The sequence below is a fragment of the Pseudomonas sp. P42 genome, assembly GCF_017973755.1.
GTDB lineage: Bacteria > Pseudomonadota > Gammaproteobacteria > Pseudomonadales > Pseudomonadaceae > Aquipseudomonas > Aquipseudomonas iridis.
Genome location: NZ_JACOPU010000001.1, coordinates 1,037,801 through 1,055,323, shown reverse-complemented (window position 1 = coordinate 1,055,323; position 17,523 = coordinate 1,037,801). Strand labels below are relative to the sequence as shown.

General features: G+C 61.2%; 13 protein-coding genes. 7 read left to right on the top strand and 6 right to left on the bottom strand.

Features of this window, described 5'->3' with window-relative positions; genetic code table 11:
• Positions 1-3: 3 nt before the first annotated feature.
• From H8B20_RS04765 to H8B20_RS04755, 3 genes are all read left to right on the top strand, one after another.
• Positions 4-1,191, top strand: a complete 1,188-nt coding sequence (locus H8B20_RS04765) for a GNAT family N-acetyltransferase (RefSeq protein WP_210622486.1) — start codon at positions 4-6, stop codon at positions 1,189-1,191.
• On the top strand, positions 1,163-1,954 hold the full coding sequence (locus tag H8B20_RS04760) for a ChbG/HpnK family deacetylase (protein ID WP_210622485.1): 792 nt from the start codon (positions 1,163-1,165) through the stop codon (positions 1,952-1,954). Before H8B20_RS04765 ends, H8B20_RS04760 begins: the two co-directional genes overlap by 29 nt.
• A 113-nt stretch (positions 1,955-2,067) precedes the next feature.
• Positions 2,068-2,760 (top strand): GNAT family N-acetyltransferase, encoded by a 693-nt coding sequence (locus H8B20_RS04755; protein ID WP_210622484.1) that lies wholly within the window; start codon positions 2,068-2,070, stop codon positions 2,758-2,760.
• A gap of 138 nt (positions 2,761-2,898) precedes the next feature.
• Here the strand turns inward: H8B20_RS04755 and H8B20_RS04750 are convergent, their stop codons facing one another.
• Positions 2,899-3,696, bottom strand: a complete 798-nt coding sequence (locus tag H8B20_RS04750) for a class I SAM-dependent methyltransferase (protein ID WP_210622483.1) — start codon at positions 3,694-3,696, stop codon at positions 2,899-2,901.
• Positions 3,697-3,852: 156 nt separating this feature from the next.
• Between H8B20_RS04750 and H8B20_RS04745 the strand changes: the two genes are divergently transcribed.
• Positions 3,853-4,203 carry a hypothetical protein gene (locus H8B20_RS04745; protein WP_042559780.1) on the top strand — a complete coding sequence of 117 codons (351 nt, stop codon included), beginning with the start codon at positions 3,853-3,855 and terminating at the stop codon, positions 4,201-4,203.
• Positions 4,204-4,326: 123 nt separating this feature from the next.
• Here H8B20_RS04745 and H8B20_RS04740 read toward each other — a convergent pair whose 3' ends face one another.
• The 5 genes from H8B20_RS04740 to H8B20_RS04720 all read right to left on the bottom strand — a co-directional run bounded on the left by H8B20_RS04740 (position 4,327) and on the right by H8B20_RS04720 (position 12,922).
• Positions 4,327-5,763: a sigma-54-dependent transcriptional regulator gene (locus tag H8B20_RS04740; protein ID WP_210622482.1), complete on the bottom strand. Its 1,437-nt coding sequence runs from the start codon at positions 5,761-5,763 to the stop codon at positions 4,327-4,329.
• Positions 5,732-7,225: a sensor histidine kinase gene (locus tag H8B20_RS04735; protein ID WP_210622481.1), complete on the bottom strand. Its 1,494-nt coding sequence runs from the start codon at positions 7,223-7,225 to the stop codon at positions 5,732-5,734. Before H8B20_RS04735 ends, H8B20_RS04740 begins: the two co-directional genes overlap by 32 nt.
• 104 nt (positions 7,226-7,329) lie before the next feature.
• A complete protein-coding gene (locus H8B20_RS04730; RefSeq protein ID WP_210622480.1) occupies positions 7,330-8,433 on the bottom strand; it encodes an SCO family protein in 1,104 nt (367 codons plus the stop codon).
• Positions 8,430-11,237, bottom strand: a complete 2,808-nt coding sequence (locus H8B20_RS04725; protein ID WP_210622479.1) for a multicopper oxidase domain-containing protein — start codon at positions 11,235-11,237, stop codon at positions 8,430-8,432. The genes H8B20_RS04730 and H8B20_RS04725 overlap by 4 nt, the downstream gene beginning before the upstream one ends.
• Positions 11,238-11,473: 236 nt before the next feature.
• The gene (locus tag H8B20_RS04720; RefSeq protein ID WP_210622478.1) at positions 11,474-12,922 is read right to left on the bottom strand and encodes a sensor histidine kinase; all 1,449 of its coding nucleotides are present in this window, start codon (positions 12,920-12,922) and stop codon (positions 11,474-11,476) included.
• A gap of 421 nt (positions 12,923-13,343) precedes the next feature.
• Between H8B20_RS04720 and H8B20_RS04715 the strand changes: the two genes are divergently transcribed.
• The 3 genes from H8B20_RS04715 (at position 13,344) to H8B20_RS04705 (ending at position 17,503) form a co-directional block, all read left to right on the top strand.
• Complete coding sequence (locus H8B20_RS04715; RefSeq protein ID WP_210622477.1) at positions 13,344-14,690, top strand: hypothetical protein; 1,347 nt, start codon at positions 13,344-13,346, stop codon at positions 14,688-14,690.
• A 35-nt stretch (positions 14,691-14,725) separates the two neighbouring features.
• The gene (locus H8B20_RS04710) at positions 14,726-16,957 is read left to right on the top strand and encodes an Ig-like domain-containing protein (protein ID WP_210622476.1); all 2,232 of its coding nucleotides are present in this window, start codon (positions 14,726-14,728) and stop codon (positions 16,955-16,957) included.
• 81 nt (positions 16,958-17,038) lie between these two features.
• Positions 17,039-17,503, top strand: coding sequence for a curlin (locus tag H8B20_RS04705; RefSeq protein ID WP_042559788.1), 465 nt, complete (start codon positions 17,039-17,041; stop codon positions 17,501-17,503).
• Positions 17,504-17,523: the final 20 nt, after the last annotated feature.

The window sequence follows — 17,523 nt, the reverse complement described above, 5'->3', positions numbered from 1 at the left end:
CTTATGGTGATGCGATTCGAATGGCGCACTTCATTGTGCGCCGCCGATTTTCCGGCAGCGGCGTATGAAGCATTGCGCCTGCGGGTGACGGACCACACACCGTTCAACCACCTCGGTTGGTTGTGCGCGGCCGAGCAGACACTTGGCGAGCGTGAGCGCTTGCACATTCTGCTGGGTTGGGACGCGGACGAGTTGCAGCTGTGCCTGCCGTTGGTGGCGAGTCGCGAGCGCTACTTTGGCGTGCCGTTTCGGGTGCTGCATCATTTGGGCTATCCGTTGGCCGATCGACTGGCGCTGCTGTCATTGCTGGGCAGTGAGGACATGTGCAACGCCTTGGCGTTGATCCATCAGCGAGTGCCCCATGCGTTGCTGCAACTCAACGAATTGTCCGAACCTGCCGGTGAAGAAAGCGCCCTCACCGAATGGATGGCCCGCAGCTCCACGGGTGAACGACGCCTGAGTTGTCGAGTGCCGGTGCACTTGATCAGTGAGGCCGATCACCAGGAAGTCTCCGGCGATCCACGCTATAAACTGCGGCGGGCGCGCAAGCGAATTGCGGCGTGTGGCGCCGAAGTACGGCGCATCGTTCCTGACGCGATGTCGATGGGCCCATTGCTGCACGCCATCAGCGAAGTCGAAGCGGTGAGCTGGAAAGGTGACGAAGGTGTCGGCATTTTTGCCAGTGATCGAAGTCGGCAACTGATCGAGCGTGCCTTCATCGCCCTCGCCGGCCAGGGCCTGGTGCGGCTGGTCACGCTGGAGCTGAACGGGCGTTGCATCAGCTATCGCCTCGGCCTGCTCGAACAGAGCCGGCTCTACGATTACAACCTCGCCTTCCTGCCGCAATACGCTGATCTGGGCAGTGGCCGGGTGTTGCTGGAGGAATGGATTCGCTGGGGCCTGGACGAGCATTGGCGCTGGATCGATGCCTCGCGCGTGAGCCTGGAAAACTCCAGCCATCAACTGCATGAACGCATGACCGGGCAACTGGAGCACTGGCGCTGGAGTTTCTATTCCTGGCGACCCAGTGGCCTGGCGCTGGGCCTGGCGTTGCGCCTGTGGCATCGACTCAAACCGACCGTGCAACAGTGGCGAGCCCGACGTGCGGCCAAACCCGTTGCACCCACCGTCAAACCTGTCGCGATCACCCCGGAGGGCGAACATGCCTCGCCAAGTCATCGTCAACGCTGACGATTTCGGCCTCAGCCCGAACGAGAACGCGGTGATCTTCGCGGCGTTCCAGGCCGGGATCATCAGTTCCGCCACCGCCATGGCCAACATGCCGGCGTTCGAAGCAGCCTGCGCCATGGCCCGGCATCCCGCGCTGACAGGCCGGATCGGCTTGCACTTCAACCTGACTTACGGGCGCCCCCTGAGTCAGAGGATTGTCGCGCGCCAAACGTTTTGCGACAGCCACGGCGTGTTCGACCTCAGCCTCGCGCGTCACAGGCTGCGGCTCAGTCGTGAGGATCGCGACGCGGTGCACGATGAGTTGCAGGCGCAATGGCAACGTTGTGTCGACCACGGCATGCGGCCGAGCCATATCGATTCACACCAGCACGTGCACAACATCTGGCCGATCGGCGAGATCGTCGCCCGCTTCGCCGCGCATCAAGGTGTACCGATTCGCCTGGCGCGCAATCTGGGGCAAAACCTCAATCTGGCCAAACGCGTGTTCAAAGGTTTGCTCAATTGGCGCTTGCACAGTCTGGCCGGGATCACCGCCGATTACGTCTGCACGCCGGTGGATCTGCGCAGCAACAGCGTGCAGATCGATGGCGTGCTGGAAATCGTCGCGCATCCCACACAACTCGGGGCTGATTTCGGCGATGCCTATCTCGCCCCCCACGAGTCTCTGAGCCTTGTGCTAGAGCACCGTCTGACCGGCGTTGCGCGGGTTTCCTATGCCGATCTGAACAAGGAGTTTGCACGCGGTACGGCAGCACTCGATTGAGTTACATAACTTGCAATCCTTCGAAAATGGCACTTTGAAATGAATTGAAAGGCTTGATCTATACCCACCCAAGCATCATCCACAACACCCTGGCTCCGGCCTCGGAGGGCATCATGAGCGTGATCGAAAAACTACAAGAACGCATCCGGCAAAAAGGCCTCGGGCGCACCTTCAGCACGTTGTGGAAACGTTACGTGTTCTTTCACTGGGAATTGTTGTGGATGGAGCGCGACCTGGTCAGCCCGGTGCCGCCGCACAAGCTGCGGCCCTATGAAGGCCTGCGCAAGGTGGACATCACGCCGCAGAACGCCGGGGCGTTCGCCAAGCACTTTGGTGATCGCGTGGAAACCATGGCCGAACTGGCCGCCGAAGGTCACACCGGGCACATGTACCTCGATGCGGACGGCCATGCAGTGGGCTTCATCTGGGGGAGCATTCGCGATTATCACGACCGCCACTATTACGGCTGCGTGTTCAAGGTCTTACCCGGCGAGTTCTTCGAATTCGGTGGCGAAATGATCCGCGCCTATTTCGGCAGCAGCCTGTCGGTGGACGTGCAAGTCGCCCTCTGGGAAGCCATGGCCGCGCAGGGCTGCAACAAAGTGGTCGACGTTTGCGAAACCCACAACATCCCGGCGCTGAAGCTGCACATCCGCATGGGCTACCACGAGCAGGGACGCGTCACTCACGTCTACTGCCTGTTCGGCCGCTGGAAATTCTTCCGCGAAACCCGTTATGAGGGCTCACGGCTTGACCCACTGCGCAAACCGGGCCGGCCGACCGTGAGCGCGGCGGCGGGGGCTTGATTCAGCTCTGAAATATTGTGGCAATCATGAGGCCGCCTTCGCGAGCAGGCTCGCTCCCACACTGGATGTGCGTCATGCACGCATTCAATGTGGGAGCGAGCCTGCTCGCGAAGAGGTCATTTGTCACAATGGAAAACTTCAGGCCTGGGTGGCAACCAGGGTGAAACACATCGGCAACTGCGCTTGCTGGTTCAGGTATTGGTCGTACAACTCTTCCCGATTCGAATGCGCATATTCCTTGAAGTGCGCAATGTTCAGCCCTGCCCCGATGGCGCCGCTGAAGATCGCGCCGAGGGTGTGCACGAACCAGTAGGATTTCGCCGCCTGCTGTTCGACCTTGCCGACATAGACGATCGGCTCTTCCTGCACGAACGGCTCTGCGCGGAAGTACGAAGTCGCGAGGCGATACGGGTCTTCGCCGTCAGGGTCGACCATTTCCAGAAACGGATGGGTTTCGTAGATCACCAGTTGTCCGCCCGGTTTCAGAACCTGCGCGACGTGGCGGAAAAATTCGCCAATGTCGGGCATCCAGTTCAGTACGCCGATGGTGATCAGCGCGACGTCGAAGCGGTTGTGCAAGGTCGCCGGCAAATGATGGATATCGCTTTCGATGAATTCAGCACTGTGCGGTGAACGCTTGTTCAACTCACGCGCCTGTTCGAGGAACGCCGCCGATTGATCGACACCGACCACACTGCGCGCACCAAGGGCGAATAGCGACAGGCTTTCGCGGCCGTTGTTGCAGCCCAGTTGAATCACGTCTTTACCGTCGACCGCCAGCAATCCGCTCAAAGTCCCATCAAGACAGGAGAAGTCCGCCTGAGCGACTTCGCTGAGCAACGCCTGCCAGTCAGGCGAATCCTGATGGTGACGGGCGGAATCGTTCCACGCCTGCCGATTGCTTTCGATGGCGGTTTTATTGTTTGGCACTTCCATGGCGCACTCCGGACGATGCTCGTGATTGAGCGGATCCGAGTCTAAATCAGCCCGCCAGTTGCGGTTGTTGCAAACTTGTAAGCCAACGCTGTAGGACCTGCCGCAGGGCAGCTATAGTTAATAGCCTTGGGGAAAACCGCACTCGCAGGTGCCGCCATGCAAATGTTCGAACGGCTGTTGTTGACCGGTTGTCTGCTCGCCGCCACACAGGCGCACGCGCTGGACAGCAATTTTATCTACTACGGGCCGAACCAGCCCTTCGCCCACCCCGCTCCGCCGTCGTTGTCCGCGCAGCCGCCACGGCCGTTTGATGACACCGCGCCGCAGGATTTCGTGGTCATCCCGGATCGCCACGTGTTTCGCGATTCGCAACTGCCGACCGTGGCGGATGCGACGGTGCGAGTGTTTGTCCGCACGTACGATGCCGAGCGCGGGATTTATGTGAATGATGAGGTGCTGGATCCGACGTGCCTGTTGGCTTGCCTCGCCCCACCGAACCAACACTAAACCCTGTGGGAGCCGGGCTTGCCCGCGATGACGGAGTGTCAGTCGCCATATCAGTTGACTGACAGGACGCCTTCGCGGGCAAGCCCGCTCCCACAGGGTTTTGTGGTGCCCAAAGCTCACCGGTTACCACTGGCGTTTGTCCGGTCGGGCCAGGCCGAGTTTTTCAATGCGATAACGCAGCATGTCGCGGCTCAGGCCCAGCAAGCGGGCGGACTTGGTGACGTTCCAGTCGGTCTTGTCGAGCATTTTGCGCACCATGTCGCGCTCGACTTCCGGCAGGTTCATCGACTCCATGTTGCTGGCCGGACGCGGCTCGTAATGCGGCGCCGGTTCGTAATGCTGATGCTGCGGCGGCAACTCGTCGCACAGGCTCACACAGACATTCAACTGATGCGCGGCGATGGTGTCGTTCGGCGCCAGTAGCACGGTTTGCTCAAGCATGTTGCGCAACTCGCGCACGTTGCCCGGCCAGGTGTAACTGAGCAGCAACTCTTCGGCCTGATCACTGAAATGCAGATGCGGTTTGCCATAGCGCTTGCCATGGCTGGCGAGGAAGTGCCGGGCCAGCAGCAAGATGTCTTCGCCACGAGCGTGCAGACGCGGGACCTTGATCGAAATGATCCGCAACCGGAAGAACAGATCCCGCCGGAATTTACCCAGCTGCACCATTTGCTCAAGGTTGCAGTTGGTCGCGCTGATCACCCGCAAATTGACTTTGCGCTCCTTCACCGAACCCACACGACGAATGGTGCGATCTTCCAGCAGCTTCAAGAGCTTGGCCTGCAACAGCAGGTCCATTTCGCCGACTTCATCGAGAAACAGCGTGCCGCCGTCCGCCGCTTCCACCAGACCGACCCGCCGATCCTTGGCGTCGGTGAACGCGCCTTTTTCATGACCGAATAACTCGGACTCCACCAGATTCGACGGAATTGACGCGCAGTTGAATTCAATAAACGGGCCTTTGCTGCGCGGGCCGTCGAAGTGCAATGCACGGGCCACCAATTCTTTGCCGGTGCCGGTTTCGCCTTCAACCAGTACCGGCGGCAGATCGGTGTTGGCAATGCGGCGTTCGGCGTCGAGCAACTGCCCGATGGTGTTCTTCAAGTACTGCATCGGCGCTGATTCGCCGATCAACGCCTGCACCCCGGATTTCTGCGCCTCGCGGTCCTGATAAAACGACAGCGTGCGCTCCATTCGCTCGGTGGCCAGGGCCTTGTCGAGGAGCAATTTGAGTTCGGGCAATGCGACCGGTTTGGTGACGTAATGAAAGGCGCCCTCTTTCATTGCCACCACGGCATCTTCGACGTTGCCGTAGCCGGTCATCATGATCACTTTGAGATCTGGCGCGCTGATGCGCAGCTTCTGGATCAGGTCGTGTCCACTCATGCCCGGCAGCGAGTTGTCGGTCAGCACGATGTCGGGCATAAAGGTTTCCAGTTGCCCCAGCGCGTCTTCGGCCGAATGGCAGACAGTCACCTCGAAGTCTTTGCGCTCCAGGTAGGTCTGAATATTGTCGGCCAACAGTTCGTCATCCTCGACCAGCAGAATGCTGTGTTCCATATTCCCCTCCCGATGCCACTTTAAAGTTGAGACTGACGCGGGTTCCCTCCTGCTCGCGGCTGGTCAAGACGACCGAACCCTGAAAACGCTCCATGATTCTTCTGACCAATGCAAGACCCACGCCGAGTCCGCCCTGCTTGGTGGTAAAAAACGGTTTGAACACCAACAGTTGCTGTTGCGCGCTCATGCCTTTGCCAGTGTCGCTCAGGGTCATGCGCACCTGACGGGGCTGGGGCGTTTCGATCTCCACCGTTAACACCCCGCCCTTGGGCATCGCCTCGAGGGCGTTGGCAAACAGGCTGTTGAGAATTTGCGTGAGCAGCACCTGCTGACTGACGATGGGCGGGCAATTTTGCGGGGTGAATCGCACGACAACCCCGTTGCGTCGAATCAGCGCCTCAAACGCGCCGAGGGTGTCTTCGACCGTCGCGAGCAAGTCCACCGCTTCACCGTCGTCACTCATAGGCCGTAACGACACCAGCAACTCGCGCACCCAGCGTGACATGCGATCCACCTGGCTGATGATGTCGCCGATATTGCGCTGGGCGCCGTCGCTGGCGATTTCCTGAGCCAGTTCGGCGCTGGAGCGAATGGTCGCTAGCGGATTGCGCAGGCTGTGCGCCACCGCTGAGGACATTTCCCCCAGCGCGACAAAGGTTTCGTTGCTGATCAGTTGCTGCTGCTGGCTTTGCAGCAACGTTGCGGTGCGGCGGACGATCCAGAACAGCGCGAGATAAATCGCTGCGCCGCCGAGCAGCGTCGCCACCCAGATCGAGGCGAATCCACGGTCGATCCGGTCGACAAGATCCGACGGTTCCTTGTAGATCTCGACCATGGCGACGACTTTGCTTTGGTCGGCATTGAACATCGGGATGTAGTTCTCGATAAACAGGTATTTCGGCTCGCGCGACAGCCGCTGCTCAGGCTTCTCGTCGTCGATCTTGTGGTAGCTGGAGGCTACCGGGACTTTCATTTCGAACGACTCGTCCAGCTCTTCATCGTCTTCAATCCTGACGTTGATCAGCTCCGGGTTGGTTGACCAGATGATCGTGCGATCGAGTGCATAAACGGTGGCCAGCAGAACGTCGGGCAAATGTTCGACATGATCGAGAAACTCAATGCGCGCCGCAGCTTGCACCCCCGGATTGACGTCGGGGTAACTGTTGTCTTCGCGTGGGTCGAGCATTTCGCCCATGGTGCGGTTCGGATTGATTTTGGCGTGGCGCATCTCGGCTGCGCCGATGGCCTGGACGAATTGCGCGGTGAGCAGCGCATCACGCTCAACGCTTTCGGTGACCACGAAACGCGTGGAGATATAGCCCAACCCCAGCGCTACGGCCGCGATGATCAGAAAACTGCCAAGCGAAAACCAGCGCAGCAAATTGAACTGCCCGCGCCAGCCTCTGCTGGCCTCTGCCGTTGCGCTCGGAGTCGATATTTTTTGTGATTCCAGTCGCTGCATGGACGTGCCCTGGAGTGCTTGTATCAAATAGGTTGCGGCCGCCGGTACGTGTGAGTGTAGGTGGCAATGACCGCAACACACGGTTCAATGATGCTAATTTGCCGCTATTGCATACGGCTCACCGTTGCGCCTGAGGAACCTGGCTTTACAGGCGTTGACACACCGTCGGCGATCGGATGAACGGTGGGGTGCTGACGCTCGGTTTCGTCGTCCAGATAATCGATGATCGACTGCGCCGACAGCTCGTCCAGGCGCAGGTTAGGCATCGAAATACGCTGGTATTGTTCGAACAGTTGCAGGGCAATCGGGTCTTTTTCCGCCAGCATCCGATCCGGTTCGCGGATCCAGCGATTGAGCCAGACCGGGTCACGCTGACGGGTCACGCCGAGCAGATCCGGGCCGATATTGCGCATGCCGATGCCCTCGCCATCCTGTGGGCCGAGGCTATGACAGGAAGCGCAGCGGGTGCGGAACAGTTCTTCGCCGCTGCTCGGCGGGCGGATTTGTGGCGCATCGGCGTAACTTTGTTCGACGCTGGCCTGCTTCCAGTTCTGCAAGGTGTTGGCCAGTTGATCGGCGAGAATCCACGGGTTTTCAAAGGGCGAGGCTTTCATCCAGCGCCCGGTGGTCTGGTTGCCGACGATCAGGCTCAGGTTGTGATCCTTGGCACGGCCGTTGTCGACGCCGTCGATGAACAGCCCGAGTTTCTTGCGCAATTCGGTGACATCGGTGAACTCGCCGGTGAGAAACTTCCAGCCAGGCCCGACCTTGAACCGTTGAGCGTACGCCTTGAGCACTTCGGGCGTATCGCTGAGCGGGTCGATGCTGATCGAGTAAAAGAAGATGTCCTGTCCGACCCGCTCTCCCAGCAGTTGCTGCACTTGGCGCAAACGTGCGGTTTCCAGTGGGCAGGAGTCGCTGCACGAGGTGAAGATAAAATTGATCACCACCACTTTGTCTTTGATCAGGTCATCGAAAAAATGCACCTGCTGACCGTCCTGATCGATCAGCAGGGTATTGGGGAAATAGTCGCCACCCCACGGGGTGGCGGATTCGCTGGTCGCGGCCATTGCGTCGACGCTGGCCTGATGCGCGAGCAGCACGCGGCTGCCGAGCACGCAGGCCACCAGCACCAGCACCAGGTGCATGCCCAGCGCCCGGGAGTGCGGGGTATGCACCGGTTGGCTGTCACCGTGCCGGCGGTTCATGGCTTGACCACCACTTGCGGGCCGAAGCCGTCGCCAGTACGGAAGGTCGGCAGCGCGGCGGAGTTGACGTAGCGCACGCCATCCCAGCTCGGCAGTGGGGTCGGCATCAGTTGCAGTTGACCTGGTTTTTCCAGGTCCCAACGCAGCAGCATCGAGTTGTCCTCGTGTTGCGTGTTGTGACAGTGCTCCATGTACGTCCCGGCAAATTCGCGGAAGTTGATCGCCATCTCCACGCTGTCCAGCCCGTCGTTTTCCGAACCGATGCGATAGACGTCCTTGCGTGCCCATTTTTCCCATTCCGGCGGGGCTTTACCGCCCCGACTGAGGATGATCCCCTCCTCGAAATGCACGTGCACCGGATGGCTCCAGCCCTTGCCGCCAGCCTTGATGTTCCACACCTCGAGGGTGCCGAACCCGGCTATACCGGCATCGGTCGGGCCGCTGGCCAGTTTGGTCGAGGCGTTGAGTCGGCGCGGGTCCATGTGGAAGCCGAAACCGCCATCGGTCTTGACCGTCCACGGCGCCAGATCGGTGCCATCGGTACGGCCGAACGTGAAGGTGCGGTGACGGGCATTGGCCAGCAGCGCCTTGTCGGCAGCGTTGTCGCGGTGGATCTTCAGCGGGATCATCACCATACCTTCGGCCTTGCCCGGTTTGGCCGGTTCGTAAGCTGCCGGGTCCATGGCCAGATCCTGACCAGTGAACGCCTTGACGTTGAACTGCAAGACTTTGCCCACCGCCGGATCGCCTTTGTCCCACTGCGGGCCTTTGCTGGTCTGCTTGATCACTGCCAGATATTTCTCGGAGAGCACGTCGGCCAGCGGGACCACTTCTTTGGGACCTTTGCCGTCGTCGTGCGCCTGCAGGTTGACGAAGAACAGCTTGTCGCCGGGCTTGATGCCGTTTTTGCCGAAGTTGACGATGATGTCGAAGCGCTCGGCGATGCCCTGGGTCGGCAGAATCGCGTTGTGGTTCTGTTTGTCGCCATCGGCGTCCAGATCCATCGAGCCGTCGAACGGCACGCTGTGCTCCATGATGTTGCCGTCGTTGGCGATCATGTGAAACGGCACGCGGCTATAGGAAACACCGGTGTTTTTCGGCCCAGGGTATTCGCCGCTGGTGCCCTTGATTTCGCGCACCAGCGCGAGTTTGAAGTAGCGCGACACCGAGCCGTTGAGGATGCGCAGGCGATAGCTGCGCGCACGCACGTCGAGGGCCGGTTTCCACTGCCAGTTGACCAGCATCTGATCACCGATGAAGCCGTCAGTGTTGAACGGGTTGAACCACAACTGACCTTGCTGATCCCAGGCCTTGTCGGCGAACACCAGGTTGACGTCGTAGTCGCGGTTGCCCCACGGCAAGGCGCTGCCGCTGGGCAGGCGCAGGTTGACCCCATCGTTCACCGATTCGTTGCCGCGATCGAGCGCGCTGTAGTAGTTCATCATCGCCGCGTTGCCCTTGTAGACGTTCTGCGCGGTGAAATCGAGCATGTGATCGTGGAACCAGTGGGTGCTCATGGTTTCGCGCCAGTCACCACGGATCTTGATGGTGCCGTGGTCGCAGGTCTTTTTCCCTGGTTGCAGGTCGTTGACCCACAGGGTTTCGCCCGGTGCGCAAGGGAACGCTGCGCGCGGGTCTTCAGCCTTGGTGTTGATGCTGTCGTAACCGGCGAGCTGGATCGGCCAGCGATAGTCGTAGAACTGGCCGGGAAAGAAAAACGCGTTGGCATAGCCGTCGCTTTCCGCTGGTGCATGGCCGTTGTGTTCGTGGGTGCTGATGGTGTGCAGACCAAAACCACGGTTCGCCGAAGGGTCGATCGGCAAGCCGTTGTAGTGACGCATCAGCACCGGTTGGCCGTAACGCACCATCAACAGTTTGGGCGGTAAAGTGCCGTCGAACGTCCAGACCGAGTTGTGGTTTTGCGCGGGCATGGCCGGGTGGAAACGCGGGTCGACACCTTTGGCGGTGCCATCGGTCAGCGGCATCCCGGCGACGTTGTGATACAGGCCACCGGGGCCGAATTCGCCCACGGCGTAACCGTGCATTTGTCGACTGTCGCGCAGGCCGCCGTTGAGGCGCGCACCGGTCTGCACGGTTTTGTAGGCGACTTGCGGGTAGAACTCGTTCCAGCGCTGGTGGGACCAGCCTTTGCCCGGTGGCCGGCCTTCGGCGGACGAACCGATATGGCGGTTGAGGAATACTTCGATCTGCGCCTGCCACGGATTGCGGTCGATCACGTTGGCAAACTGGCTGGGAAACGGCGTCAGCCCCGGTTGGCGCAAGAACGCGTCGAGTGCGATGCCGGGTGGCGCGCTGCGCGCGATGTTGTTCGGATCCTGCGCCGGTGCCGGGCCAATCGCTGCCGGCGGAAAGCCGAGCGGCGCAGCCGGGGTGGTCGGATCGAGTTTTTCCGGGCCGAACTCTTCGAACAACACCAGTTGCTGAGTAAACGGCTGCGCACCGTAAAGCGGGCTCGGCTTGCCGTTGGTGGGGTAGTTGAAACTGGTTTGCACGGTGGGCGGCAGGATGTTTTCAGCGCGCGGCGTGTCCCGTGAACCTTTGACGCCGTCGGGCAGATCGAAGGAGTCTTCGTTGGCCTCGGGCAGGGTCAGCAGATTGTTGAGGGCGCCGGCGCGGTCTTCAGGCTCGTCATTGTAAGACGAAGGGTCGGAAGGCTCGGGCTGGTTTTCGTCATCAATCGGACTCGCTCCAAGTCCGCCGACATGGCCCAGGGTCAACATCAGGAAGACGCTCAACGGCGTCAGCAGGAACAGCTTGTCGGGGTAGCGCGTCGTTCTGTCCATCACCAGCCGCCTCATTCGGGAAGGGGTGATGGTGTTTTGCAACTACTGCGCCAATAAATTATTTCCAGTTGTAACAGGCATTTGGAAGCGCTGGGGTGTTCCCCACTCCCCGGCGACTGGGGCTTGACACCCATTGATGGGGGAAGTTCATAAATTTTTTCGGCGTCTATAAACCTGTGCAGCCGCTGCCGAACGCGGCCCGAGCCTTCGGCACCCCCTCTACGGGAAAGTTGTCGTCAGGGGACGCGTTGAAAGGCCAGACGCACGGAGGTGCCCTCGCCTTCACGGCTGTCGAGGGTCACACCACCGCCATAGCGCTCCATGATCCGTTTGACCAGCACCAGGCCGACGCCGAGCCCGCCCTGTTTGGTAGTGAAAAACGGCCGGAAGGCCATGGTCCGTTGCTCTTCGCTCATGCCTTTGCCCGTGTCGCTGAGCACCACGCTGACGCTGCGGTTGTCGACCGGCTCAAGGCTGATGGTCAGCGTGCCGCCCTTGTCCATCGCTTCCAGGGCATTGGCCAGCAGGCTGTTGAGGATCTGCGTCAGTTGCACCGGCTGGCTGAGGACCATCGGCGTGTTCTGCGGACGAAACGCCACCTGTACCTGGTTTTTGGCAATCTGTTGCTCGAAGGCGACCAGACTTTCATGCAGAGCCGCCACCAGGTTTACCGGCTCCGGATCATCGTTGAGTGGCCGCAGGGATTGCAGCAGCTCCCTCACCCATTTCGACATGCGGTCAACCTGGCCGATGATGTCCTTGATGTTTTTCTCCGCCGGCCCAGCATCGAACTCCAGCGCCAGCTCGGCACTCGAGCGGATGGTCGCCAAGGGGTTACGCAGACTGTGCGCCACTGCCGAGGACATCTCGCCCAGCGCAACAAATGTTTCGTTGGCAATCAGTTGCTTTTGCTGCGCCGCCAACAATATCGCCGCGCGCCGCACGATCCAGTACAAGCCCAGATAAATCAGCCCGCCGCCAAGGGCCGTGGCCAGCCAGATCAGGACCATGCCGCGCTCCATGCGCGCGATCAGGTCTTTGGGTTCCTTGTAGATCTCGACCATCGCCGTGACGTTCTTGCCTTCGGCGTCGAACAGCGGGATGTAGTTCTCGATGAAGATGTATTGCGGCGGCACGACGAATTTCTGCTCGGCGCGGTCCTCTTCGACGCCGTGATAGCTGGCCGACACCGGAATCTTTTGATTGAAGGCCCGATCGAGGTCTTCGTCGGCGTGAATGCTGGTGCCGATCAGCTCGGGGTTGGTTGACCAGATCACTCGCCGGTCGAGCGAGTAGATATTGGCGAGGATCACGTCAGGCAAATGCTCGATGTGATCAAGAAACTCGCCTCGCGCATCAGCCCGCGCTTGCGGGTTGACGTCGGGAAAATCCTTGTCCTGTAGCGGATCAAGCAGCTCGCCCATCGTCCGCACATTGGGAATCGAAACGTGGCGTACCTCGGCCGAAGCGATGGCCTGAATAAACTGCGCCGTGAGCAACGCATCGCGCTGCACGCTTTCCTCAATCACAAATCGTGTCGACACCGCACCGAGTGCCACGGCGACCGTGCCGATCACCGCCATGCTGATCAACGAAAACCAGCGCAACAGATTGAACGGCTTCGTTCGCGGGCCTGGCCGCAGGCTGCTCTCATCGACTGGAAGTGATTTCGACTGCATGTTCATGGCGCGACTTCCCGAAACTTCCCTATAGGGTTATAGCCCACGGTTGGGTGTTTGCCCGAATGCGGGGCCACGCGCCTGCTTGCGCTGATGGCCCAAACACCACAAGACCCTGTGGGAGCTGGCTTGCCAGCGATGGCGGTGCGTATGGCGACATATTCGGGGCTGGAAGTCCGCTATCGCTGGCAAGCCAGGCTCCCACAGGGTTTGCATTCGACTGGCCTTCGGCATTGATCCCCACCGGCCCCAATGCTGGGGACTGACGCCCTATACAGCCCGGGCCTCTGCCAGGCCTCCAAGCGCCATAACCCCTCTAATTCGGGCCTTTCAAGCCCATTCGACAGACCTTGGCATGGAAGGTGTACAGGCCCTCTGCAACTGACCCACCCCCAAGGGGCAGGTACTTTGATAGAGGGCTTAACTCATGCACCCTTTACTGTCCAAAACCGCGACCGTCCTGGTCGTGAGCGCCTTGGCTCAGGGCATCGCACAGGCCGCTTTGTTTGCTGTTGACCCCGGCCCCTACACCCCGGCCAACGGTGGTTTCGCCAGCTGGTATCAGGACTCCCACGGTCGCACGCTCGATTTGTGCCTGTCCAAAGCGCTCAGCTCGCGAGTGCCCAGCGCACCCGGCGCGCCTTCGTACATGTGCTCGCTGCTGCCGACCCCCGGTGTGTTCGACGACGCGCAGCCAATCGTTTTCCCCACCAACTTCCCCGATGAAGCGTTCTGGTTCACTGGCGAAACTGCACTGGTCGATGCGGCACGCGGGATCGACCTCGGTTACGTGAGCGCCATCGAAGCCGCGTTCGCCGCCGAAGAGCCGGTCGAAGGCGATCAGGTCAGCTTCGCGCGCGTGCGCATTCGGGTCGATGTGCCGACCGCCGGCACCTACGTGATCACCCACCCCTACGGCGTCGAAGTGTTCAACATCGACACACCCGGCCGGCGCGCGATCAACATGACCCGCGACATCGGCATCGGCACCCCTCAAACCTACGACGGTGCGCTCAAGGGTGACATCGGGCCGTTCCTGCGCAGCGTCAACGGGCCGTACACCGAGACCAATCCGCTGACCGGCGCCGCCGAACAATTCATTGGCGACCCGAACCTCAGTGAGCCGGTCACCGGCAGTCCGTTCAACACCAACTACGTACGGATCGAAGGCCCTAACGGTCTGGATTTGCGCACGACCACGTTTGCGGTCTCCGGCAAGTTGTCGACCGTCGTGCGACCAACGCCAATGATCACGCAGCGCAGCACCTACTCGCGCAAGGCCGGTGAAAGCACGCCTGTGGCCCAGCAAGACGTGTTCGTCCTTGCGCCGCCTGCGCCCGGCACCGCAGCAATCACCAGCAGCACCCCAGTGCTGAACATGACCGAAGCCAACAGCACCGGCAGTTGGTACGCGCAGTCCTCAGTCAACCCAACCTTGCCGACCACGTTGCAAGTGACCGCCGACAACCATCTGGCGATCGCCAGCAGCACGCCGACCACCCTGCCGATGGTCCTGACCGATCTGGTGATTATCCAGAGCGCCCAGTACAGCCTGAGCTCCGGGCAACTGACCGTGGTGGCCTCGACCAGCGACGAAACCTCGCCCCCCGTACTCACCGCCTCCTCCGGCAGTGGCGCCGCCATCGGTGCGCTGGGCGGCGACGGCGCGGTGAAAACCCTGGCCACCGGGATCTCGCCGATTCCACCGTCCAGGGTTTTGGTGACGTCGTCCAACGGCGGCAGCGATACCGAAGAAGTGGTCATCGTGCAATGAACGCTCACATGCCCAGATCCGTATCAGGAGGCATCATGAACAAGTGGCCACGCTTCGCGCTCAACGCGCTCGGGCTGACTCTCTCGCTGACCGGCAGTGCCTACGCGCAACTCGCCGCCGTCGACCCCGGCCCCTACACCTTCGCCACCGGGAAATTCCCGATGTGGTATCAGGACAACAATCAACTGTCGATGGAGCTTTGCCAGTCACGCGCTGCCAGCTCGCGGGTGCCGGCCAGCGTCCCACCGGCCTACATGTGCATTCTGCTGGCCGAGCCGGGCATCTACGACGACGCCCAGCCGATGATTTTCCCTGACAACTGGCCGCCGGAAGCATTCTGGTTCCTGGCAGAAACGACGATCCCGCAGATCGGCAACAGCGGCTATGAACTGGAAGCGTACGTGGCCGGGATAGAAGCGGCGTTTGCCTCGGAGAATCCGATCGACGGTGATCAGGCAAGCTTCGCGCGGATCCGCATTCGTGTCTCGGTACCCAGCGCCGGTACCTACACCATCACCCACCCGTATGGCGTGGAAACGGTCAACGTCACCACACCCGGTCGACGTGCGATCAACATCACCCGTGACATCGGCATTGGTGCGCCGGGCAACTTCAGCGGTGCACTCACCGGCGCGATCGGGCCGTTCCTGCGCAGCGTCAACGGCCCTTACACCGAGGTCAACCCGGACACCGGCGCCACCGAAACCTACGTCGGCGACCCGAACCTCAATGAAGCGGTGACCGGCAGCCCGTTCAACACCAACTTCGTGCGCATCACCGGGCCGGCCGGGACCATCCAGTCCAGTGTGTTCAGCCTGTCTGGCAAGGTGCTCGACAACCGCCAGCAAACCCAGGTCGAAATCGACCGCGCCACCTATCGCCGTACCGCCGCTGGCGTGCGTGCCGAAGTATTCGCCAAGGCGGATAACAGTTCGACCCTGTGTTTTCGCGAAAGCGTTGCGCTGCTGCCCGGCCCACCGCAGACACCGTGCCAGACCGATATGCTGGGCGACAACAATGGACTGTTCTTCGGCCAACGTCTGGGCAGCGGGACTGTGCCGCCAGTCATCGTCGTGACCGCGACCAACCCGACCGGCACCACACGTCCAACCGCCGTATCGGCCAAGCTCACCGACGTGGTGAAAATACAGACCGCGCGCTACAACTGGGCCAACCACAGCCTGCTGATCGAAGCCACTTCGACCGATGAAGTCGCGGTACCAGACATGGTTGCCCAGGGTTACGGACGCCTGTCGAAAACCGGCACCCTGCAACGGATCACCGTCGCCGACCTGACTCAGCCACCGGCTACCGTGACGGTAAAATCCGCCGCCGGCGGCAGCGATAGCGAGGCGGTTGTTGTCGTCGGCACCGCGCCGGACACTGGTGAAAACCAGGCGCCGATCACCAACGCCGACACCGGCAGCACCACCTTCGGTGTACCGATTACCCTCAGCCTGTTGACCAACGACAGCGATCCTGACGGCGACACACCACTGGGTATCACCGCGTTGACCCAACCCGCCGCAGGCCAAGGCACCGTCGCACTCAGCGGTTCTGCCGCCGTGGTCTACACCCCGCCAGCCGTGGTGAACGTGCCACTGACCACAACCTTCACCTACAAAGCACAGGACGCCAAAGGCCTGGCTTCGGCCAACCCGGCAACCGTGACGATTACCGTCGCGCCAAACCGGGCACCGACCGCCGTCGCCGATAGCGTCGCCACACTGGGCGTAGCGATCCCGATCAACGTGCTGGCCAACGACACCGATCCGGAAGGCAACGTACCGCTTGCGGTCAACAGCCTGACCCAACCGGCTGTCGGCCGCGGCACGGTCAACACCGACGGCACGGTGATCAACTACACCCCGCCGGCCACCGTGACCACCGCCTTCACCACGACGTTCACCTACATCGCCCGGGACAGCTTCGGCGCCCTGTCGACCCCGGCGACCGTCACCGTGCAAGTGTCGCCACGACCAGCGACAGAGACCTTCGCGGTCACCGCATCGACGGTGCAGGCGCGGTCCGGCGGTCGCTTCAACTGGGACTTCACCGGCACCTCATCGGTGACCACCGGCAACACCATTACCGTGCAGGTCACCACCCCGACCGGGCTGGTAACGCTGGGCACGACCACGGTACCGGTGACCGGACGCTGGCGGCTGACGCTGGCCAACACGTTGATAGTGCCATCGGCTAACCCGACGGCGACCATCCGTTCATCCCAGGGCACCGTGCGCACGGTCTCGGTGAACACGCTCTAGCTCCGTTAATACCGGCATGCGCCCCACCCACTTTCGGGTGGGTGGGGCAAAAGCTCGGCCACATCCACACAGGACAACGCCATGAACACGCCGACCGCCGCCCTGCTTTGCCTGCTCGCCTTGTGCGCCAGTGCGGGTGTACGCGCCGACGATTTGATGGAGAACGATGACCTCGCGCCCACCAGCATCGACCTCGGCGAACTGCCACCCCCCGTGGGCCAGCAAGCCCTGATCGAGCAGATCGGCCAGGCCAACGTCGCCCTGCTGCAACAGAACGGTCAGTCGCTGCTCGGGCGGATCGTGCAATCGGGCAGCAATCAGGAGGCGTACATCCTGCAACAAGGCAGCGACCTGATGGCTTTGATCACTCAGAACGGTTACGGCAATGCCGCCTCAATCACGCAAAACGGCAACCACAACCGCGCGCAGATTTCGCAAAACGGCAACAACAACGACGCCAGCATCGAGCAGGCGGGCGCGGGGCTGCAAAGCGCCGTGACCCAGTCGGGCAACGGCATGAGCGTCTCGGTCAAGCAATACCGCTAAAGCACTGCAACCCTTTGGAG